12 protein-coding genes and 4 pseudogenes are annotated in these 21606 nt (G+C 72.0%); 4 read left to right on the forward strand and 12 right to left on the reverse strand.

Annotated features, from left to right (window positions below; translation table 11 throughout):
• Positions 1 to 19: 19 nt before the first annotated feature.
• From ACEXOX_RS18390 to ACEXOX_RS18400, 3 genes are all read right to left on the reverse strand, one after another.
• Positions 20 to 1099, reverse strand: a complete 1080-nt coding sequence (locus tag ACEXOX_RS18390) for a rod shape-determining protein (RefSeq protein WP_406521908.1) — start codon at positions 1097 to 1099, stop codon at positions 20 to 22.
• 165 nt (positions 1100 to 1264) lie between these two features.
• Positions 1265 to 1405 carry a hypothetical protein gene (locus ACEXOX_RS18395; protein WP_406521909.1) on the reverse strand — a complete coding sequence of 47 codons (141 nt, stop codon included), beginning with the start codon at positions 1403 to 1405 and terminating at the stop codon, positions 1265 to 1267.
• Between the two features lie 59 nt (positions 1406 to 1464).
• Complete coding sequence (locus tag ACEXOX_RS18400; protein ID WP_406521911.1) at positions 1465 to 3720, reverse strand: FUSC family protein; 2256 nt, start codon at positions 3718 to 3720, stop codon at positions 1465 to 1467.
• 450 nt (positions 3721 to 4170) lie between these two features.
• Between ACEXOX_RS18400 and ACEXOX_RS18405 the strand changes: the two genes are divergently transcribed.
• Positions 4171 to 5190 carry an alpha/beta hydrolase gene (locus ACEXOX_RS18405; protein WP_406521912.1) on the forward strand — a complete coding sequence of 340 codons (1020 nt, stop codon included), beginning with the start codon at positions 4171 to 4173 and terminating at the stop codon, positions 5188 to 5190.
• A gap of 192 nt (positions 5191 to 5382) precedes the next feature.
• Here the strand turns inward: ACEXOX_RS18405 and ACEXOX_RS18410 are convergent, their stop codons facing one another.
• The 3 genes and pseudogenes from ACEXOX_RS18410 to ACEXOX_RS18420 all read right to left on the reverse strand — a co-directional run bounded on the left by ACEXOX_RS18410 (position 5383) and on the right by ACEXOX_RS18420 (position 10178).
• Complete coding sequence (locus ACEXOX_RS18410) at positions 5383 to 5949, reverse strand: hypothetical protein (RefSeq protein ID WP_406521914.1); 567 nt, start codon at positions 5947 to 5949, stop codon at positions 5383 to 5385.
• 142 nt (positions 5950 to 6091) lie between these two features.
• A pseudogene (locus tag ACEXOX_RS18415) lies at positions 6092 to 6876 on the reverse strand (ABC transporter permease).
• Positions 6877 to 7211: 335 nt separating this feature from the next.
• Positions 7212 to 10178: pseudogene (locus tag ACEXOX_RS18420) on the reverse strand (alpha/beta fold hydrolase).
• A gap of 212 nt (positions 10179 to 10390) precedes the next feature.
• On the opposite strand from ACEXOX_RS18420, the gene ACEXOX_RS18425 reads away from it, so the two are divergent.
• Complete coding sequence (locus tag ACEXOX_RS18425; protein WP_406521916.1) at positions 10391 to 11632, forward strand: styrene monooxygenase/indole monooxygenase family protein; 1242 nt, start codon at positions 10391 to 10393, stop codon at positions 11630 to 11632.
• Between the two features lie 31 nt (positions 11633 to 11663).
• Here the strand turns inward: ACEXOX_RS18425 and ACEXOX_RS18430 are convergent, their stop codons facing one another.
• From ACEXOX_RS18430 to iolC, 6 genes and pseudogenes are all read right to left on the reverse strand, one after another.
• Entirely contained in the window at positions 11664 to 12143 is a 480-nt protein-coding gene (locus ACEXOX_RS18430) for a GNAT family N-acetyltransferase (RefSeq protein WP_406521918.1), read from the reverse strand.
• 237 nt (positions 12144 to 12380) lie between these two features.
• Complete coding sequence (locus ACEXOX_RS18435; RefSeq protein WP_406521920.1) at positions 12381 to 13874, reverse strand: CoA-acylating methylmalonate-semialdehyde dehydrogenase; 1494 nt, start codon at positions 13872 to 13874, stop codon at positions 12381 to 12383.
• A gap of 175 nt (positions 13875 to 14049) precedes the next feature.
• Positions 14050 to 15960 (reverse strand): 3D-(3,5/4)-trihydroxycyclohexane-1,2-dione acylhydrolase (decyclizing), encoded by a 1911-nt coding sequence (gene iolD / locus ACEXOX_RS18440; protein ID WP_406521922.1) that lies wholly within the window; start codon positions 15958 to 15960, stop codon positions 14050 to 14052.
• Positions 15957 to 16968: pseudogene (gene iolB / locus ACEXOX_RS18445) on the reverse strand (5-deoxy-glucuronate isomerase). Before iolB ends, iolD begins: the two are co-directional and overlap by 4 nt.
• A gap of 73 nt (positions 16969 to 17041) precedes the next feature.
• Complete coding sequence (locus tag ACEXOX_RS18450; RefSeq protein ID WP_406521924.1) at positions 17042 to 17935, reverse strand: deoxyribose-phosphate aldolase; 894 nt, start codon at positions 17933 to 17935, stop codon at positions 17042 to 17044.
• Positions 17936 to 18261: 326 nt separating this feature from the next.
• Entirely contained in the window at positions 18262 to 19278 is a 1017-nt protein-coding gene (gene iolC, locus ACEXOX_RS18455; RefSeq protein WP_406521926.1) for a 5-dehydro-2-deoxygluconokinase, read from the reverse strand.
• Between the two features lie 259 nt (positions 19279 to 19537).
• On the opposite strand from iolC, the gene ACEXOX_RS18460 reads away from it, so the two are divergent.
• Together ACEXOX_RS18460 and ACEXOX_RS18465 are read left to right on the forward strand one after the other, a co-directional pair.
• Positions 19538 to 20458, forward strand: a complete 921-nt coding sequence (locus tag ACEXOX_RS18460) for a sugar phosphate isomerase/epimerase family protein (RefSeq protein WP_406521927.1) — start codon at positions 19538 to 19540, stop codon at positions 20456 to 20458.
• Positions 20459 to 20491: 33 nt separating this feature from the next.
• Positions 20492 to 21513 (forward strand): annotated as a pseudogene (locus ACEXOX_RS18465) (Gfo/Idh/MocA family protein).
• Positions 21514 to 21606: the final 93 nt, after the last annotated feature.

A 21606-nucleotide genomic window follows, 5' to 3' on the forward strand; every position in this document is an offset into this window, starting at 1 on the left:
CCGCACGGCCCCGCCCGTCTCAGAGCCGTACGGCCTTGCGCGGCTGCTCCAGGGCTCCGGCCAGCAGCCCCTGCAACGTGGCGAATTCGTCGACGCACCGGCCCGTACCGTTGACCACACAGTCCAGCGGGTTGTCGGCGACCACCACCGGTACGCCCATCTCCTGGCGCAGCCGCTGGCTGAGGCCGCGCAGCAGCGCGCCGCCGCCGGTCAGCGCTATACCGCGCTCGATGATGTCCCCGGAGAGCTCGGGCGGGCACTCGTCGAGGGTGCGGTGCACGGCCCGAACGATCGCCTCGACCGGTTCGGCGAGCGCCGAACGGATCTCCTCCTCGGTGATCTCCTGGATCCGCGGCAGCCCGCTGACGTGGTCCCGGCCCCGCACGGTGTAGGAGGTACGGCGCTCGGGCTCGCCCTCCTCGTCCACGTCGACCGGCGTCCAGGCCGCCGAGCCGATCGCGATCTTGATGTCTTCGGCGGTGCGCTCGCCGATCGCCAGCGAGTGCTTCTTCTTCACGTACGTGATGATCGCCGCGTCCAGCGCGTCGCCCGCGACCCGTACCGACTGGGCGGTGACGATGCCGCCCATGGAGACGACGGCCACCTCGGTCGTGCCGCCGCCGATGTCCACCACCATGCAGCCGACCGGCTCGGCCACCGGCAGACCGGCGCCGATCGCCGCGGCCATCGGCTCCTCGATCAGGTGCACCTCGCGGGCGCCGGCGCTGCGCGCCGAGTCGATGACGGCCCGCCGCTCGACGCCGGTGATGCCGGAGGGCACGCAGATGACGACCCGCGGCTTGGAGAAGCGGCGGGTGGGCAGCGCCTTCTTCATCAGGGCGCGCAGCATCTGTTCGGCCGCGTCGAAGTCCGCGATCACACCTTCCTGGAGCGGTCGCATCGCGGTGATGCCGGACGGGGTGCGGCCGATGGTGCGCTTGGCCTCCGACCCGACGGCGATCACCTCGCCGGACGCGTTCACGGCGACGACGGACGGTTCGTTCAGGACGACGCCCTTGCCGCGTGAGTAGACCAGGGTGTTGGCGGTGCCCAGGTCGATGCCTATGTCGTACGTACCGGACGAAGTGCTGGACGCCATGGGAGGTTCGCTTGCTCTCTCTCGACTGGACGACAGGGCCCCGCGCGCAGGGCCCTCGAACATCGCGCCCCGGGCGGCCTGGATGGCTCGCTGAACCGCTCGGGCATGAAGTCCACCGAGCTCGTCAAGCTCGCCAATGGCGCCATTTGCGGGCAATTATCAAGACTACAGGCGGCGCCAAATGGTTCCGGGCGACACCGAGCCGTTCAGCGGCACCGAGCCTTTCGACAGCGCCGAGCCGTTCAGGTACGCCGAGCCGTTCGGCAGCGACGAGCCGTCCAGGGGCGCCGCGTCGTTCACGAGCACCGAGCCGTTCGACGGCGCCGAGTGGCTCAGCAGCGCTGAGAGGTTCCGCTCCGACGTATTCAGCTCGACGCGGACGTCCGTGACGTTCCCGGACCGCCGTTCTCCCGCGCCGTCCTCGTGCCTTCCGTATCCCCCGATCTCCTGGCACCTCCCGTGTCTCCCACTCTCCGCGTGCTTCCCGTGTCCCCCACTCTGCGCATCCCTCCCGTCTCCCCGGCTCCCCGCGTCGCCCGGTTCTTGCCGCCGGGGCCCCGCGACAGGGCCTCGGCCAGGTCGTCCAGCGCGTCCAGCAGCAGTTCGGCGCCGCGCAGCGCGACGCCGCGGGTCTCGGACTGCGCGGCCCACTCCTCCCATACGGCGCGCAGCGCGCTCCAGTCCAGGTCGCGCCGCTCCCGTACGGCATCGACCGCGCGCGGCAGGGACTCGCGCAGCTGTTCCGTGAACGTCTGGGCACCCGGTGAAGGTTCCGCGTCCTTGTCCGGAAGGTGCGCCTCCAAAATCATCGTCACCCGGCCCATCGTGGACAGGGCGGACTGTGCCGCCGCTGCCGCGCTCAGCGACAGCCCGCGATGGCGCACCGGCTCCTTCTCGGCGCGCGCCTCGCTCTCCTCCCAGTCGGCGCGGGCCGCGCGGGCGTCCAGGAGGGCTTCGCGGACCTGGCGGGGGCGGCGTTCGGCGGGCCGCGCGTAGCGGTCGAAGACGGCGATGGCGTACCGGCCGTTGGCCTCCAGCCACTGGGCCAGCCGTTCGCGCAGCCGCGGGGTCTCCCAGGCGGGGAAGAGCGCGTAGGACAGCATGGCCAGCAGTCCGCCGACGAGGGTGAGGACGACACGTTCCTGGACGGTCTGTTCCCAGCCGGCGCCCGCGATGCCGAGCAGGAAGACGACGTACGCGGCGACGCACGCCGAGGTCACCGACACGCCCGTACGCATCAGCAGGTACATCGCCAGGACGCACACGATCGCCAGCGCCGCGCTGACGTACAGGTCCGGATGGGTGAGGCCCATGATCGCGCCGCCCACCGCGACCCCGACCAGGGTGCCGATGAACCGTGCGACGCCGCGCGAGTACGTCTGCCCGAAGTCGGGCCGCATCACCATCACCGAGGCCAGCGGCGCCCAGTACCCGTGTCCGAAGGGCAGCGCCTGGCCGATGAGGTACCCCGTGGCGGCCACCGCGCTGACGCGCAGCGCGTGCCGGAAGATGTGCGAGGACCAGCGGATCTCGCGGCGTACGGCACGCAGCGCCAGCGGTACCAGCTTCGGCACGCTCGGGCGCAGCAGGTGCCCGCGCTCCGCCTCGGTGGTGGGCCGGGTGGCCTGGACGGGCTCGTCGGTGAACTCCACGGCGTCGGCGAGCAGCGAGATCAGCCGCAGCGCGGAGCGGCGGGCGGCGCCGGTCAGCCGCGGCCCGTCGCCGTCCTGCGGCATTTCGAGGGTGGCCATCGCCTCGGGCGGCAGCCGTACGGGCTTGCCGCGCCGGATGGCGGTCGCGACGGCGTCCAGTACGGTGGCGGCCGCGCCGAGCAGTTCGCGCGCCCGGTCGCGTTCGGGCCCTTCCACGGGCGCGCCGACGACCGGGTCGGCGAGCGACGCCAGGACCGGTCTGACCTGCTCGGCCAGGGCCCGGGGGCCGTGCAGCTGGACGGGCCGGCGTTTGGCCTGACGCGGGGTCACGGCGGAGGCGAGGCGGGCGTTCATCAGGGGCTGTGGGTCGAAGGGGGCCACCGGGTCGTGCCGCAGCCGGCGCGCGTAGTCCGCTTCGGCGGCCAGCGCGTCGGCGAGCGCGTCGCGCTGCACACCCCACGGCCGTACGGGAAAGAGCACGATGAGCGCGGCCTGGACGAACCCGCCGAACGCGATGATGGCCGCGTGCTCCAGGGCGCCGAGGATCGAGGTCGGCAGCGTGACGGTGACGAGCATGACCGAGACGGTCTGGGTGCCGACCAGCCCGGACACCGGTCCGACCGACCAGGCCAGGCCGGCCAGGAAGGTCCACAGGGAGAGCAGGACCAGGAAGCCGACGATGTGCGCGGCGGCCAGGTAGCCGAGGAAGGTGGAGACGGAGAGGCCGCCCGCGACCGCGAGGGCCAGCACGGGCCGTGGCCGCCAGCTGCGCTGGAAGGTGGCGATGCCGGCGGCGAACGCGCCGAAGGCCGACGAGACCGCGAGGGCCGGGTTGCCGAGATAGAGGCACAGGCCGATGACGATGGCGACACCGACCGAGCCGCGGATCGCGATCAGCGGGGTGAGCTTGGCCTTCTCGATGGTCAGCCCGGAGCGGGCGGTCTTCTTCAGCGCTCGCGACCAGGTCATGCCCCCGAGAATACGTACTCGGAAGCGCCGAAACGGAATGATCTGCGCCGGTTTGCGGGCGGGTTGCGACGGGAACTCGGACGGGTTCACGTGGGGGCGCGCGGACGGATTCGCGGATGGATTCGCGAGCGGGTTCACGGGCGGATTCACAGAGCGGGCACGGGCAGGTTCACGGAACGGGCACGGACGGGCTCACGGGGCGGGCACGGGCAGGACTGGGGAGAGGCACGGGCAGGTCCACGGAGGGAATCCCCCGACGAGTCACCGAGAAAATCACCGTAAAGCCGGCTCCTGTGACGGGTAAACCGCGCAGGTCGCGGGCGTGTCCCGGCCGTGACGCCGATCCGCGCGGGCAACGTGACCGCCGGAAAGGGAAACCGCGGCACCGGCCGCCCCCTCTTGCTCGTCAGCCGGACGTTTCTCAGGCCCGCTCAGCAAGGAGGGATTCCCGTGCGCAAGCCCCTGCTCGCCCCGGTGGTCGTACTGACCACCCTGGCCGGCCTCGCCGCCACCGCCGGCTGCGGCTCAAGCGGAACCGACGACACCCAGGTCCGCTTCGGTGGCGCCGAGCAGTCCGGCTCGCACGGCGCCACGCGGCCGGGTCGGGCGTCGCTCGCCCGGATGCCCACCGACCCGATCAGTTTCAAGGAGCAGCGCAAGGTCGGCGGCGCCGGGGACGGTACCCCGATCGGCATGGCCACGTACCACGGCCCCAAGTCCGGGTTCACCGGGAAGGTGTGGGTGTGGGCGCCGCCGGAGTACTACGAGAAGAAGAACGCCGACAAGGGATTCCCGGTCCTGATGGCGCTGCCCGGCGCCGAGGGCTATCCGGTCAATTACTGGATCGGCGGCGACCTGAAGCTGGAGGAGAACCTGGCGCAGTGGTCCAAGGAGGGCAAGAGCCTGCCCTTCATCGTCGTCATGCCGGTGCTCAACCCCGATGCCGATCAGTATTACGACGCCAGCGACATACCCGGCCGGCCGAAGATGGGCACCTGGCTGAACGAGGACGTGCCCGACTTCGTCCGGCAGAACTTCCGTACGCTCAAGGGCCGGGACGGCTGGGCGATCATGGGGTCCTCGTCCGGCGGATTCGCCGCGCTGAAGAACGTCCTGCAGCACCCGGAGACCTTCAAGGCCGCGATACCGAGCGGTCCGGACATCGTGCCGGACTCACCGCTGTGGCGCGGGCACGCGAAGGAGCAGCGGGAGAACGACCCCGAGGTCCTGGCCCAGCGGCTGATCGCCAAGGGCGGACCCGACGTCTACCTGGCCTTCCAGGACGGCTCCAAGGAATCCACGGTCGTGCCGAAGGTCAAGAAGTTCATCGCGCGCTACGGACGTGGCCCGGTCAAGACGCGCTTGCAGACGGTGGCCGGCGGTATGCACGGCGCCGACACCTATGTGAAGGGCATGGGCGAAGGCACGATGCAGTGGATCAGCGCCCACATGCAGGGGCCGGCGGAGTGACTTCCGCTGTGCGGGGACCGGCGGAGTAGCTTCCGCCCCTTCCCGCACACGGGCCCCGTCCGACCCACCGCATCGTGTCCCCTCCTCCTCGTCCCCACGCCACCTCACCCGCGCCCCGGCCCCCGAGCCCGCGCTTCGCGTCTCGCGGCACGCGGCACGCGGCTCGCGGCTCGCGGCTCGCGGCTCGCGGCCTTACGTCGAGCAGGCCACGTCCAGCAATTCGATGGGCCGCGTCGCGTCGAGATCCACGTACGCGGTGAAGTGTTCCGTGCGGTTCCCGCTCCAGTACGTGGTGATGGTCGCCCAGCCGACGCGGGCGGACTGGGCGGTGGTGACCTTGCCTACGGAGATGTCGCGCGGCGTGTTCTGAGCGCACAGCAGCAGGTCGTAGTCGGGCGTCTCGGCAGCCTTCTTCTTGAGCTCGGCGGAGACCTGGTGCTCGCGCTTCCAGGCGCTGGGGCCGTGCTTCCCGTAGAAGGAGACCAGGAAGCGGCGGATCTCCTCGGCGGTGTAGCGGCCGTTCGGGTCGGCGCGCAGGTCCGCCCGGGACTGCTGCTGTGCGGAACCTTCCGGGACGGCGGTGGCCGGGGCAGCGGCAGCCGGAGCGGCGGAGGCGGCGGGCGCGGCGGTCAGGGTGAGGGCGACAGCGGTCGCCATGGCGATGACAGCCCCGGCGGCGGATCTGGTGGCGATGGCGGGACTGGCGGCGGACCTGGTGGCAGTGCCAGTGGCGGTGGTGCGCGAAGCGTGACGGAGCATGAGATGTCCTCGACTTCCGACTTCTGTCCTATGTGCGCATTGCCGGTCTTCACCAACTGAGACACGCGGACGCCCGGGATGGTTGCGGGCCTTCGCACACACCACCCGGCTGGAGCAACGGGCCCGCCGAGCCCCCGCTCCGCTACGACACGATGTCCTTCTTCCCGAACCCCCGGAACGCCAGCGCGAACAGCACCAGCGCGTACGCCACGGAGACCGACGCCCCTGAAGCATGCCCGTACCGTCGAGCTGTGGCTGCAACGCGTCGGCCCAGGCGAACTGCCAGTGCGCCGGCAGGAAGTCGCGCCACTGCTCCAGGGCGGTGACCTGGTCCAGCACATTGCCGACGATGGTCAGGCCGACCGCGCCGCCGACCGCGCCCAGCGGCGCGTCCGTCACCGTGGAGAGCCAGAAGGCGAGGGCCGCCGTGACCAGCTGGCTGATGAAGATGTACGCGACGGCGAGCGCGAGACGTGGCAGCGCGTCGCCGGCGGCCAGCGCGCCTCCGGTGGGCAGTTGCAGCGGCCCCCAGCCGTACGCGGCGGTTCCGACGCCGAGGGCGACCAGCGGCAGCAGCACCATCGCCGCCGCGCTGAACAGCAGGGCCACGGTGAGTTTGCTCAGCAGCAGCCGGGTGCGCGGGACGGGCGCCGCGAGCAGGTAGCGCAGCGACGACCAGCTCGCCTCGGAGGCGACCGTGTCGCCGCAGAACAGCGCCACGGGGACGACCAGCAGGAAGCCCGCCGAGACGAACAGGACGGTCGCGGTGAAGTTGGCGCCGGAGGCGGTCGCGGTGTCCATCAGGGTGATCCGGCTGTTGCGGCCGCCCGGATCACCGCCGATCGCGAAAGCCGCTACCAGGACGAACGGCAGCACCGCCAGGATCGCGCCGATGACCAGCGTGCGGCGCCGTCTGAGCTGCCGCATCGCCTCGACGCGCAGCGGCAGGGTCCGGCGCGGGCGGTAACCGGGGGCGTGCGGCACGCCGGGCACGGACGAGCCCGCGGGCCCGCCGGAGAGCGTGGAACCACCGGCGAGCGCGGGCGCGCCACCGGAGCGCGCGGGCTCACCGGTGCTCCCGGGCCCGCCGGAGAGCGTGGAACCACCGGCGAGCGCGGGCGCGCCACCGGAGCGCGCGGGCTCACCGGTGCTCCCGGGCTCACCGGCGAGCGCTGACGCGCCGGGGCGCGCGGCTGCACCGGAATGCGCGGCTCTACCGGAATGCGCGGGCTGCCCGTCGTTGCCGGGCTCGGTGACGGGGGTCACCGGTCACCTCCGATCATGGTGAGGAAGGCGTCTTCCAGGCGCCGGTGGGGGCCGATGCGGGCCACCGGGATCTCCAGCCGGAGCAGTTCGGGCAGCAGGCGCGAGGTGCTCGTCGTGCCGTCGAGCGTGACGAGCAGGCCCTCGTCGGCCCGGACGGCCGCCGCGATCCCGGGCAGCGCGGCCACCTTCTCCAGCAGGACGTCGGACGGCGGTTCGCCGCCCTCCACGCCGACGAGCAGGGTGTCGCCGGTGCCGACGATGTCGGCGACGGGTCCTGTCTGGACCAGTTGGCCACGGTCCATGACGACCAGATGCGTGCAGGTCTGCTCGACCTCGGCCAGCAAGTGGCTGGAGACGATCACGGTCCGGCCGCCGGCCGCATAGCGGATCATCACGTCCCGCATCTCGCGGATCTGCGGCGGGTCGAGCCCGTTGGTCGGTTCGTCCAGGATGAGCAGGTCCGGAAGCCCCAGCATGGCCTGCGCGATCGCCAGGCGCTGCCGCATGCCCTGGGAGTACGTACGGACCGCGCGCTGCAACGCGTCACCCAGCCCGGCGATCTCCAGCGCCTCGTCGATGTGCGCGTCCTCGGCCGGGCGGCCGGTGGCCTGCCAGTACAGGTCCAGGTTGGCGCGCCCGGACAGGTGCGGCAGGAAACCGGCGCCCTCCACGAACGCGCCGACCCGCGACAGCACCGGCGCGCCGGGCCGGATCGCGTGCCCGAAGACGCGGATCTCACCCGCGTCCGGCCCGATCAGGCCCATGAGCATCCGCAGGGTGGTGGTCTTGCCCGCGCCGTTCGGCCCGAGCAGCCCGAGCACCTGGCCCTTCTCGACGCGGAAGGAGAGGTCCCGTACGGCGTAGCGGTCGGCGGACTTGGCGTACCGCTTGCTCAGACCGGTGATCTGCAGCGGCACGTCCGCCAGGTCCGGGTCGGGCGCGCCGGCCGCGGCCCGTCGCCGTCCGACGAGCAGGAGCAGTACGGCGACGGCCGCGCCCGCGGCGGGCAGCGCCCAGGTCCACGCGGGCAGCGGGGCCGCCGCGCTCGTGACGGCGGGCGCGGTCGGCACGTTCAGCACGCCGCCACCGTCACCGCCCCCTTCGCCATCGCCTTCGAGGGAGGCGGTGTACGTGGCGGGCTCGGCGGGCGAGGCGTACGCGAGGTCCGTCGAGGAGAGCACCAGGCGCAGCCGGTGCCCGGCCGCGAACTCGTGGTCGATGGCGGGCATCCGCAGTTCGACGCTCTTGCCGGCCTTGGCGCCGGTGACGCGGTACGGCTCGGCGAGCCCGGCGGGCAGCACCGGCCGGCTGCTGCCGTTCGGCCCGATGTCGTACACCTTGGCGAAGAGCACCGCGTCGTCGCTGGTGGAGCCGATGCGTACGCGGGCGGTCGGCGCGCCGGTGACGCGCAGCGGGTCGCGCAGCGGCTGCGACTCGAAACGGGCGTACTGGCCCGGGGAGTCGAGGAGAGGCCGGCGCCGACACTGGAGAGGCTGTTGAGGGCGCCGACGCCGGGCACGGTGGAAATGGACGGCGGGCTCGCCCCGGCCGGGTTGGCGAAGCGCTGTTCGCGGCCGGTCAGGCGGACCGGCTGCGGATCGTTGTCCAGGCCGGGGTAGCGGTCGCTGCTCGCGCCGCGCAGCCGGGCGGCGCCGTTGGTGGAGTCCACGGCCCCGCCACGGCTGACGCGGAAGGCGGGCCCGGTGTCGGTGTCTTTTCCGTTCTGCTCGTTCTTCAGGTAGCGGTCGAACCACGCCTTCGTACGGCCGGCGAGACGGCCGGTCTCGCGGTCGCCGCCGTCGTGTCCGCCGGCGAGCCAGTCGACGGAGACGGGGGCGCCGTTCTTGCGGAGCGCCTTGTACGCCGCGTCGGCCTGGCCGAGCGGGAAGAGCGAATCGGTTCTGCCCTGCATGAGGAGCGTCGGGACCTTGATCTGGTCCGCGACGGCGGAAGGGCTGCGTGCTTCGAGGAGTTCGCGTGCGGCGGCGTCCGGCTTGCCGGCGACGGCGATCCGCTCGTACATGTCGCACAACTGGCGCTCGAACCGGCCGCATCCGTCGGTGATGTCCTGGGGCGCGGTCTGTGTGGCGGACTTCCTCCACCACCGGCGCCCGATTTGTCACCGGTACCGCCGCCGGTTCCAGTACCGCTATCGGCACCAGAGCCCGTACCGGTACCAGAGCCAGTGCCCGTACCGCTACCGGCGTCGCCACCGGCTCCACCACCGCTTCCGGCCCCCGAACCGCCCGTCGTCCCAGCCCTCTCAGCCGCCTCGATCCCCTCCGCCGCACCGACCGACCCCGTCGAGAAGAACATTCCGGCCCACAGCTTCTTGAACACGCCGTTGGGAAAGAGCGCGTCGGCCAGGTTCCAGTACGTGATCTGCGGGGCGATCGCGTCGACACGCTTGTCGTAGCCGGCCGCCAGCAGCGCGATCGCTCCCCCGTACGAGCCTCCGGCCACGCCGACCCGCGGGTCGCCGGCGCCGTCGAGCCGTACCTCGGGGCGCTTCGCCAGCCAGTCGATCAGCCGCCGGACGTCGGCCACCTCCCGGCCCGGGTCGTTGAGCCCGATCTCCCCGTCGACTTGCCGAAACCGCGCGCCGACCAGGTCAGCACGGCGTAGCCGTCCCGCGCGAGCTGCTCGGCCTGCCCGCGTACCGACTCCTTGCTGCCGCCGAAACCGTGCCCCAGGAGGACGGCGGGGCGGCGGCCGGTACCGCCCGCGGTGAAGAAGGAGGCGTCGATACGGACCTTCCCCGGACCGTCAGCGCCCTTGTCGGCACCCCCGCCAGCACCCTCGTCAGCACCTCCGGCGCTCTCGGGCATGGCGAACGTCCGGTCCTCCCGGTGCACGGCGGGCGGGTCGTCCGCGGCCACGGCCGCCCACGTGCCTGACCCGGCGAGTACGGCCAGCACGGCCGCCGTCGCGTACAGCCGTCGTCCGCGGAGTCGGAAAGTCATACGGTGAATCCTAAGGATGTTCTGCCGCGGGCCACCGAGCCGCCGGGGCGAACCCGTACACCTCCTCCGGCAGTACGGCCGCCGCCGCGCGTACCGCGTCCGTAGTACGCGCAACGCGCCCGTGCGCGTCCCGTGGCCCTCTGTACACCGCACCACCCCGCCGCTACAAAAGACGATGTGGGGCGGGCCGAGTCGGCCCAGGGGAGGCGGCAATGCGCAGGATCGCCATCGTCGGCGCTGGGCAGGCGGGGCTGCATCTCGCCCTGGCTCTCCTGGCCGCGGACTACGACGTCACACTGGTCACCGACCGTACGGCGCAGGAGGTGCGCGCCGGGCGGGTGATGTCCACGCAGCTCATGTTCGGCCCGGCGCGGCGGTTGGAGCGCGCTGTCGGGCTCAATCTCTGGGACGCGACCGCACCCGGCGCGAGTTCGCTGCGCGTGACGGTGTGGGATCCGCCCGGAAAATCCGCGCTGACCTTCAGCGGGCAGTTCGACGAGCCGCCGCACTCCGTCGACCAACGGGTCAAGACCGCCGGCTGGCTCGGGCTGTACGAGGCCAGGGGCGGCCGGGTCCGGTACGGCTCCGTGACCCCCGCCATGCTGCCCGCGCTCGCCGCCGAACACGACCTGACGATCGTCGCATCCGGGCGCGGCGACCTCACCCGGATCTTCGCCCGCAACCCGCTGTACTGCCCCTTCGACCGGCCGCAGCGCACGCTGGCCTGCGTGTACGTGCACGGCGTCGCGTCGCCGCCCGGTGAGCCTGAGCCGCAGACGCGGATCAACGCGGTGGCCGGAGCCGGTGAGGTCTTCGTGCTGCCCGCGCTCACCACGGGCGGGCCGTGCGGCATCGTGCTGTTCGAGGCGCTGCCGGGCGGGCCGTTCGACTGCTGGCACGACCAGCCGTCACCGGACAGTTGTGTGTCGCGCGCGCTGGGACTGCTGCGTACGTATACGCCCGGGGAGTACGAATTGTGCAAGGACGCCAGGCCCACGGACGCGGGCGCGACGCTGTACGGCGCGGTGACCCCCGTCGTCCGGCATCCGGTCGCCGAGGTCGCGCCGGACACGTACGTCCTGGGCATGGCGGACGCGGTCGTGACCAACGACCCGATCACCGGCCAGGGCTCGAACACCGCGGCCCGCGGCGCGGCCGTCTATCTGGACACGATCCTGGAGCGCGGTGCGGCGCCCTTCGACCCGGAGTGGATGCGGTCGGCCTTCGCCGCGTTCTGGCGGCACGCCCAGCAGGTCACGGAGTTCACGAATCTGATGCTGGAACCGCTGCCGCAGCATGTGCAGCGCCTGCTGGTGGCCGCCGCCGAACACCCCGCCGTGGCGCACCGTTTCGTCAACGGATACGCCGACCCGGCGGACTACCACGACTGGCTGATGACGGCGGCTCTCGCCGATTCCTACCTGGCCACCGCCACCGCCGGCACCAAGAGGTGAGAGCCGGCAATCGGCCGGCCCCGCCCCGCTCTCAGCTTCTGCCGCCCGTCTCCAGCGCCAGCGTGAAACGTTTCTTGTCCTTGCGGGTCGCGCCGAACCGGTCGTAGAAGCGGATCGCTCCCGCGTTCCAGTCGGGCGTGTTCCACTGCATCTCCGCGACGCCCAGCGCCTTGCCCTCGCCGATGACCGCCTCGACCAGCAGGGCGCCCAGTCCGAGTCCGCGGTGCTCGGCGCACAGGTAGAGGCAGTCCAGGCTCAGATATTCGCGGCCCTGCCAGGTGTCGAAGGCCGTCGAGCAGGTGGCGTACCCGGCGAGTTCACCGCCGGAGAGTTCGGCGACCAGGCAGCGCAGCCACTGCGGCCGCGGCCCGAAGAGCGCGTCCGCGAGCCGTTCCTCCAGGTCGGCGGCGGGCGGCACGGACCGTTCGTACGCGGCGTGTTCCGCGGCCAGCGCGACCACGTCCGCCAAATCCGTCCGGACCGCGTGGCGGATCACCGGGGCCCTCGTCATGGAGCACCTGCCGCGGCACGCCGCATGTCCACGGCTCCTGTGGGCTGTTGTTCGTCATTCATACGCAGCATCATGCGCCATCCGGCCGGAACGATTCCCCGGTATTACGTAGGGATTTCCGCGACGGCGGTGCAGGACGGGACGTCACGGGCCCTTCAGGCCCCCGGCGCCCCGGCCCGCCCACGCCGGCCGCGCCCGCGGGCCCGTCCCACACGGGCCCGCGGATCTCCGCCGATGTCAGTGGTTGCTGGGGAAGCCCAGGTTGATGCCGCCGTCGGACGGGTCGGGCCAGCGGGTGGTGACGACCTTGCCGCGGGTGTAGAAGTGCACGCCGTCGTTGCCGTAGATGTGGTGGTCGCCGAAGAGGGAGTCCTTCCAGCCGCCGAAGGAGTGGTAGCCGACCGGCACCGGGATCGGCACGTTCACGCCGACCATGCCGGCCTCGACCTCCAGCTGGAAGCGGCGGGCCGCGCCGCCGTCCCGGGTGAAGATGGCGGTGCCGTTGCCCCACGGCGAGGAGTTCATGAGCGAGATCGCCGCGTCGTAGGTGTCCACCCGGACGACGGAGAGCACGGGGCCGAAGATCTCGTCGCGGTACGCGTCCATCTCGGGCGTGACGTTGTCGAGCAGCGAGACGCCGATCCAGTGGCCGTTCTCGTGGCCGGCGACGGTGAAGTCCGTACCGTCGACGACGACGTCCGCGCCCTGGGCCGCGGCACCGGCCACGTAGGAGGCGACCTTGTCGCGGTGCGCCTTGGTGATGAGCGGGCCCATCTCGGAGGCCGGGTCGTCGCCGGGGCCGATGGTCAGCGCGGCGGCCCGCTCCTTGATCTTCTCGATCAGCGGGTCGGCGGTGTCGCCGACGGCCACCACGACGGAGATCGCCATGCAGCGCTCGCCCGCCGAGCCGTACGCGGCGTTGATCGCGGAGTCCGCGGCGAGGTCCAGGTCCGCGTCCGGCAGGACCAGCATGTGGTTCTTGGCGCCGCCGAGGGCCTGGACGCGCTTGCCGTTGGCCGTGCCCGTGGCATGGATGTACCGGGCGATGGGGGTGGAGCCGACGAAGGAGACGGCGGCGACGTCCGGGTGCTCCAGGATGCGGTCGACCGCGACCTTGTCGCCGTTGACGACGTTCAGCACACCGTCCGGCAGGCCCGCCTCGGCCGCCAGCTCGGCCAGCTTGAGGGCCGCGGAGGGCACCTTCTCGCTGGGCTTGAGGACGAAGGTGTTACCGCAGGCGATGGCGAGCGGGAACATCCACATCGGTACCATCGCCGGGAAGTTGAACGGCGTGATGCCGGCGACGACACCGAGGGACTGGCGGATCGCGGCCACGTCCACGCGGGTGGAGACCTGGGTGGACAGCTCGCCCTTCAGCTGCTGCGGAATGCCGCAGGCCAGCTCGACGATCTCCAGGCCGCGGGCGACCTCGCCCAGCGCGTCGCTGTGCACCTTGCCGTGCTCGGCGGTGATCAGCGCGGCCAGCTCCTCGCGGTGCGCGTCGATCAGCTCTCGGTAGGCGAACAGTACCGACGTGCGCTTGGCCAGCGAGCTGACGCCCCAGGTGCGGAACGCTTCCTTGGCGGCGGCGACGGCCGTGTCCACCTCGTCCACGGAGGCGAAGGCGACCTGCTTCTCCTGGGCGCCGGTCGCGGGATTGTAGACCGGGCCGAACGAGCCGGACACGCCCTCGGCGGGCTTGCCGCCGATCCAGTGGTTGACGGTCTTCATGCGGGAGCCTTTCTGGGGTACGGCGGTGAGCGGATGCCGTGACGGGGACGGGCGGCGGGTGGGGGTGTGACGGTCCGATTCGATTCGTTTTAGCTCGCGTCGGTTCGGTTCAGTTCGTTCCGTACATATTCGGCTCGGGTCGGCATGTGCGGCTTCGGGTTCGCGGGGGCGTGGTTCAGAGATGGCGGCGGCGCGCGGTGGCGTGCCGGTCGTAGTCCTTACGGGCCTCGACCGCCGCCGGACGTGTCGCGATCTCGGCCACAGGGACATCCCACCAGGCTTGGGCCGCGGGCGCGCCCGGCACAGTGTCGGCCGTTGCGGTCTCGACATAGACACATGTGGGGCGCTCGTCGGCGCGGGCCGCGGCGAGCGCGGCGCGCAGGTCGCCGACGGTCGCGGCACGGATGACGTGCATCCCCAGGGACGCGGCGTTGGCGGCGAGGTCCACGGGCAGCGGGTCGCCCGTGTAGGAGCCGTCGGCGGCGCGGTGGCGGTAGGCGGTGCCGAAGCGCTCGCCGCCGGTCTGCTCGGACAGGCCGCCGATGGAGGCGTACCCGTGGTTCTGGACGAGCACGATGTTGATGTTGATGCCTTCCTGGACCGCGGTGACGATCTCGGTGGGCATCATCAGATACGTACCGTCGCCGACCAGCGCCCACACGGGCCGGTCGGGCGCCGCCAGCCGCACCCCGATGGCGGCGGGGATCTCGTAGCCCATGCAGGAGTAGCCGTATTCGAGGTGGTACTGGCGGCGGGAGCGGGCCCGCCACAGTTTGTGCAGGTCACCGGGGAGCGAACCGGCCGCGTTGATGACCACGTCCTGGTCGCCGACGGTGGCGTCCAGCGCGCCGAGCACCTGAGTCTGCGAGGGGCGTACGGAGTCGTCGGGTGCGGCGTAAGCGGCGTCGACGAGGGATTCCCAGCGGGCTTTGGCGGCGCCGTACTCCGCCTCGTACTCCGGTGTGACGCGGTGCCCGGACAGGGCCTCGGTCAGCGCTTCGAGGCCGGCACGGGCGTCGGCGACCAGCGAGGTCGCGGCGAGCTTGTGGGCGTCCGAGGAGGCGATGTTCAGGTTGACGAAGCGGACGCCGGGGGCGGCGAAGAGGGTGGCGGAGGCGGTGGTGAAGTCCGTGTAGCGGGTGCCGACACCGAGGACGAGGTCGGCGCGGGCGGCCAGCGCGTCGGCCGTGGCGGTGCCGGTGTGGCCGATGCCGCCCATGTCGGCCGGGTGGTCGTGGCGCAGGGAACCCTTGCCGGCCTGGGTGGAGGCGACGGGGATGCCGGTGGTGTCGGCGAGGGCGCGCAGGGCGTCCTCGGCCTCGCTGTGGTGGACGCCGCCGCCCGCGATGATCAGCGGCCGCTCGGCGGCGCGTACCGCCCGTACGGCTTCGGCCAGCGCGGCGGCGTCGGGCGCGGGCCGGGGCACCCGCCACACCCGGTCGGCGAAGAACTCCTCGGGCCAGTCGTACGCCTCGGCCTGCACGTCCTGCGGCAGCGCGAGCGTGACGGCGCCGGTCTCCACGGGATCGGCGAGCACCCGCATCGCCTGGAGGGCGGCCGGAATCAGCGCCTCGGGACGGGTCACGCGGTCGAAGTAGCGGGAGACCGGGCGCAGGGCGTCGTTGACGGACACATCACCCGCGTAAGGGACTTCGAGCTGCTGGAGCACGGGGTCGGCGGGGCGGGTGGCGAAGGTGTCGCCGGGCAGCAGCAGCACCGGGAGGCGGTTGACCGTGGCGAGGGCCGCGCCGGTGACGAGGTTGGTGGCGCCGGGGCCGATGGAGGTCGTGACGGCGTGTGCGGACAGACGGTCGCGCTGGCGGGCGTAGCCGACCGCGGCGTGCACCATGGCCTGCTCGTTGCGGCCCTGGAGGTAGGGCATGGTGTCCGGGCCGGCCTCCAGGAGGGCCTGGCCGACGCCGGCCACGTTGCCGTGCCCGAAGATGCCCCAGCAGGCGTTGATCAGGCGGTGTCTGGTGGGCGCTCCGGTCCGGCCGCCGGGGGCCGCGGGGGCGTCCCGCTCCGTGTACTGGTGGGCCAGAAAGGTGACCAGGGCCTGCGCCACCGTCAGGCGTCGAGTGGTCATCGTGGGTCTCCCTCGGGGTCGGCTTCCGGGGTGTCGTCCAGGTTCGGGCGGGCGTCGGCTTCCGGTGCGTCGTACAGGTTCGGGCGGGGATCGGCTTCCGGTGTGTCGTACAGCGGCAGTCTGGGGTCGACGGGCTGGTCGGGCCAGGTGTCGCGGATCCAGCCGTGGTCCGGGTGGTCGCAGATCAGCCAGGCGCGCTCCTCCCCGGGCCGGCCATGACGTTGAGGTAGTACATGGTGTGGCCGGGTGTGGCGATGGACGGGCCGTGCCAGCCGTCGGGGATCAGTACGGCGTCGCCGCTGCGGACCTCGGTGAGTACGTCCGTACCGCGTCCGTTGCCGGAAGGGGTGACGCGCTGATAGCCGAGCCCCTCGGAGTTGTGGGCAGGGGCGATCTCGAAGTAGTAGATCTCCTCCAGCTCGCTCTCCTCCCCGGCCGGCACTCGTCGTGCTTGTGGGGCGGGTACGACGACCAGTTGCCGCCGGGCGTGAGTACCTCGACGGCGATGAGCTTGTCGCACGCGAAGACACCGGCCGCGCCGAAGTTGTTGACCTGGCGCGAGCAGTTGCCCGTACCGCGCAGTTCCACCGGCACGCCGCTCGCGGGGCCGTACCGCGCGGGCAGGCGGCGCGAGCAGCGGGCACCGGTCAGCGCGAACCGGCCGCCGGCGGCGCTGCTGATCCGCGCCTCGGCGTCACGCGGTACGTACGCGAAGTCGGTGACTCCGCTGAACACGTCCTTGCGCCCGGCCAGTTCGAAGGGCTCTTCGCCGCCGACCATGACCGTACAGCCGCCGTTCAGCGGCAGCACGATCCACTCGCTGTCGCCGGCGGTGAACGTATGGCTCCCGCCGGGCGGCAGCCAAAGGACGCGCAGGGACGCGTACCGCAGGGCCGCGTCCTCGTCGGCCGTCCGGCCCGGGGCGATGTCCAGCTCGTACGGTCCGTGCTCGTCGGCCCTGTCGCGGGCCCTGATGTGGAACTCGGTGTTGCGCAGCTCGGTCGTCATGACTGCAAGTCTCCTCCTCGCCACTGACAGTTACCGCGGTCGCCGCTGGAGCGCGGTCATCGCTGGAGCGTGGTCACCGTTGGAACAGGGAGACGGCGGTGTCCACGGCCGCCGTCACGTCCCCGTCCGCCGGGTAGAGCAGCGAACGGCCCACCACCAGCCCCTGCACGGTCGGCAGGCGCAGCGCCTTGCGCCACTTCTCGTACGCCGCTTCCTGGTCCGCGGCGCTGTCCTTGATGTCGCCGCCGAGCAGCACCGTCGGCAGCGTCGAGGCCTCGCAGACCTGCGCCATGTCGTCCGGGTCGTCGGTGACCGGCAGCTTCAGCCACGTGTACGCGGAGGTGCCGCCGAGGCCGGAGGCGATGGCGACGGACTTCGTCACGGCCTCGGCGCTCAGGTCGTTGCGGACAATGCCGTTCACCCGCCGGGAGAGAAACGGTTCGACGAAGACGGGCAACTCCCGTTCGGCCATGGCGTCTATGGCGCGGGCCGAGGACTCCAGAGTGGTCAGCGAGCCGGGGTCGTCGTAGTCGATACGCAGCAGCAGTTTTCCGGCGTCGAAACGGAGCCGGGCGATGTCCTGCGGACGGTGGCCGGTGAACCGGTCGTCCAGCTCGAAAGAAGCACCGGTGATGCCGCCGCGATTCATGGAGCCCATCACGACCTTGTCTTCGAGGGCGCCGAGCAGGAGCAGATCCTCCAGGATGTCGGCGGTGGCGAGCACGCCGTCCACGCCGGGGCGGGAGAGCGCCAGGCACAGGCGCTCCAGGAGGTCGAGGCGGTTGGCCATGGCCAGCTTGCGGTCACCGACGGCGAGCGCGCCCCGGGCCGGGTGGTCGGCCGCGATGATCATCAACCGGCCGCTGTCGCCGATCAGCGGGCGGCGGGTGCGGCGCGCGGCGGCCTGGGCGACGGCCCGCGGGTTCCGGGCCCGCAGCGTCACGATGTCGGAGATCCGAGTGGTCAAGGCGGTTCTCACCTTCTGGTGGGACGGGTTCGTACGGGGGCCACCGGGCGGGGGTGCCCTGTCGGGGGCTCGGCCGAGCGGAGGGCGGTGCCACCGGGGTGGGGCGGGTGCCACTGAGGCGGAGTGCGGCGCCACCGGGGCGGAGTCCGGCGCTATCGGGCGGGGCTCGGTGCCGCCGGGTCGGGGTTCGGTGCCGCCGGGTCGGGGTCCGGTGCCGCCGGGGCGGGGTCCGGTGCCGCCGGGGCGGGGTCCGGCATCACCGGAGGCGGGGCGAGCCGGCCGCCCGCGCGCTCGCCGGCCGGACGTACGGCGATCGGCCGGGACGCTCAGCGAGCCGCGAGGAACTCCTCGACCTCGGCGCACGTCGGCATGGCGGACGAACAGGCCAGCCGGGACGCGACGATCGCGCCGGCGGCGTTGGCGTACCGCATCATCGGCTCCAGCTCCCACCCGGACAGCAGCCCGTGACACAGCGCTCCCCCGAAGGAGTCACCGGCGCCCAGGCCGTTGACGACTTCGACGGGAGTCGGCGGCACCTCGGCGGTACGGCCGTCGCGGTGCACGGCCAGCACGCCCTTCGGCCCCTGTTTGACGACGGCCAGTTCGACGCCCATGTCCAACAACGCCTGCGCGCAGCGCTTCGGTTCGCGGACACCGGTGGCGACCTCCGCCTCGTCGACGTTGCCGACCGCGACCGTCGCGTGGGCGAGCGCGGCTTCGTAGTACGGGCGGGCCCGGTCCATCGCCGCCGTGCCGGTGACGCCGCCGGCGCCGGACGCGCCGCCTTCACCGCCCCAGAACATCGGCCGCCAGTCCAGGTCGAAGACGGTGATTCCCGCCTTGGCGCGCGCTTCCAGTGCGGCGAGGGTGGCCGTACGGCTCGGCTCCTCGCACAGGCCGGTGCCGGTCATCCAGAAGATGCGGGCGGCCCGTACGGCGTCGCGGTCCAGCTCTTCGGGGTGGATGACCAGGTCGGGCGCCTTGGGGCGGCGGTAGAAGTAGAGCGGGAAGTCGTCCGGCGGGAAGATCTCGCAGAAGGTGACGGGCGTCGGGTACTCCGCTACGGACGTCACCCAGCGGTCGTCCACGCCGAAGTCGCGGAGCGCCTGGTGGACGTACGCGCCGAAGGGGTCCCGGCCGGTGCGGCTGATGACCGCCGTACGCCGCCCCAGCCGGGCGGCGGCGACCGCCACGTTGGTGGCCGAACCGCCGAGGAACTTCCCGAACGTCTCGACCTGGGCAAGCGGAACGCCCGTCTGCAACGGGTAGATGTCCACTCCGGTGCGGCCCATGGCGATCAGATCGTACGGGCCGTTCTCTGCGGTCTGCCGCGGCTCGGTCATGTGCGCCCCTCCGGTTCGTCGCTGAGCACAGGTCTAACCGGGCACCCGAGACCCTGTCAACACTTTGTCCTTACATACTGACGTCGAGACCGGAGCGCGGCGGCCGACGCCATCACGGGGTACTGACCCGTACAAAGTCCTTAAGTCCTTATGTCATGACGAAGTCTTGACACTCCCCGGGCCGGGATGGAGGCTGTGCCCCACAACCCAGCCCCCGCGCCTCCCGGTCACCGCCGACCGGCGAGAGGAGAGCCGCAGCATGTCCGTTCCCCATGCCGTCCCGCGCGTTCTGGACCGACTGCGCATCGGATCGGCCCCCGACTCGTGGGGCGTCTGGTTCGCCGACGACGAGCAGCAGGTCCCGTGGCGGCGCTTTCTGGACGAGGTCGCCGAGGCCCGGTACGAATGGATCGAACTCGGCCCGTACGGCTACCTGCCCACCGACCCCGCCGTCCTCCACGCGGAGCTCGCCCGGCGCGACCTGAAGGTCTCCGCGGGCACGATCTTCACTTCGCTGCACCACGGCCCGGACGTGTGGGACAAGACCTGGGCGCACGTCAGCGAAGTCGCCACCCTCACCCAGGCGATGGACGCCGGGCACCTGGTGGTCATCCCGTCCTTCTGGCGCGACGACAAGACCGCGGAGGAACTGGAGCCGCGCGAACTGACCACCGAGCAGTGGCACCACCTGAACAGCGGCATGGAACGGCTGGGCAGGCGGGTACGGGAGGAGTTCGGCCTGGACATCGTCGTGCACCCGCACGCCGACACCCACATCGACACCGAGGAGCACGTCGAACGCTTCCTCGACGGGACCGACTCCTCCCTGGTCGGCCTGTGCCTGGACACCGGGCACTACGCGTACTGCGGCGGCGACAGCGTCAAACTCATCAAGACCTACGGCGAGCGGATCGGCTACCTCCACCTCAAGCAGGTCGACCCGGAGATCCTCGCGGACGTCGTCGCGAAGGGCACGCCCTTCGGGCCCGCGGTCCGGCAGGGCGTGATGTGCGAACCGCCACTGGGCGTCCCGGCGCTGCCGCCCGTCCTGGAGGCCGCCCAGGCCCTGGACGTCGACCTCTTCGCCATCGTCGAACAGGACATGTACCCCTGCCCCGCCGACCAGCCCCTGCCCATCGCGCGGCGCACCCGCCACTTCCTGCGCTCCTGCGGCGCCTGAGTCCCGTCCGTACGGAGCGAGGAGTACCACGAGATGAGCCAGCAGCACGGAACGCTCGGCGTGGCCGTCATCGGCACCGGCCGCATGGGCGCCGACCACGTACGCCGTATCAGCGACATCATCAGCGGAGCGCGGGTGGCGGCGGTCGTCGACATCGACGCGGACCGGGTGAAGCGCGTCGCCGACGCCGTCGAGGGATGCACGCCCTACACCGAACCGGCGGCCGCCATGGCGGACCCGGACGTCGACGCCGTACTGATCGCCTCGCCGGGCGCGTCCCACGAGGACGCCCTGCTCGACGCGTTCGCGCGCGACCTGCCGGTACTGTGCGAGAAGCCGCTCACCCCGGACCCGGCCTCCGCGCTGCGCGTCCTGGAGGCCGAACAGCGACTGGGCCACCGGCGGGTGCAGGTCGGCTTCATGCGCCGGTACGACGCCGACTACCTCACACTGAAGTCGCTGCTCGACCAGGGCGCGTACGGCCGGCCCCTGATGCTCCACAACAAGCACCGCAACGCCGGCACGCCGCCCGGCTTCACCAACGCCATGATGATCCACGACTCGGCCGTCCACGAGATCGACGTGGCGCGCTGGCTGCTGGACGAGGAGATCACCGCCGTACGCGTCCTGCGCCCGACGCCCCCGGCACCGCGCCCGACGGCCTCAGCGACCCGCAGCTCATCCTCTTCGAGACCGCCGCCGGGCAGCTCGTCGACACCGAGCTGTTCGTCAACTGCGGCTTCGGTTACCAGGTCAGCTGCGAGGCGGTCTGCGAAGGCGGCACCGCGCGGATCGGCGACGACCACGGTGTGTTCGTCAACGCGGCCGGCAAATGGGGCGGCTCGATCACTCCGGGCTTCGTGGAACGTTTCGAGGAGGCGTACGACCGGCAGGTGCAGCGCTGGGTGAACGCCACGCGGCGCGGCGAGGTCGAGGGCCCGAGCTGCTGGGACGGTTACGCGGCGGCCGCGGTGTGCGCGGCGGGCGTACGCGCCCAGGCCACCGGCGAACGCGTCGAGGTCGAGCTGGGCGAGCGGCCTGCGCTGTACCGCTGAGTCGCGGTCGGTTTACGGCCCGTCCGTGTCGCCATCCTGGCCATAGCGGCGCGCCGCTGCTTCATGTTGCGGTTGGCGCGCTGCTCTTCATCG

Origin of the sequence: Streptomyces sp. Ac-502, assembly GCF_045222935.1 — a bacterium.
Lineage (GTDB): Bacteria > Actinomycetota > Actinomycetes > Streptomycetales > Streptomycetaceae > Streptomyces > Streptomyces monomycini.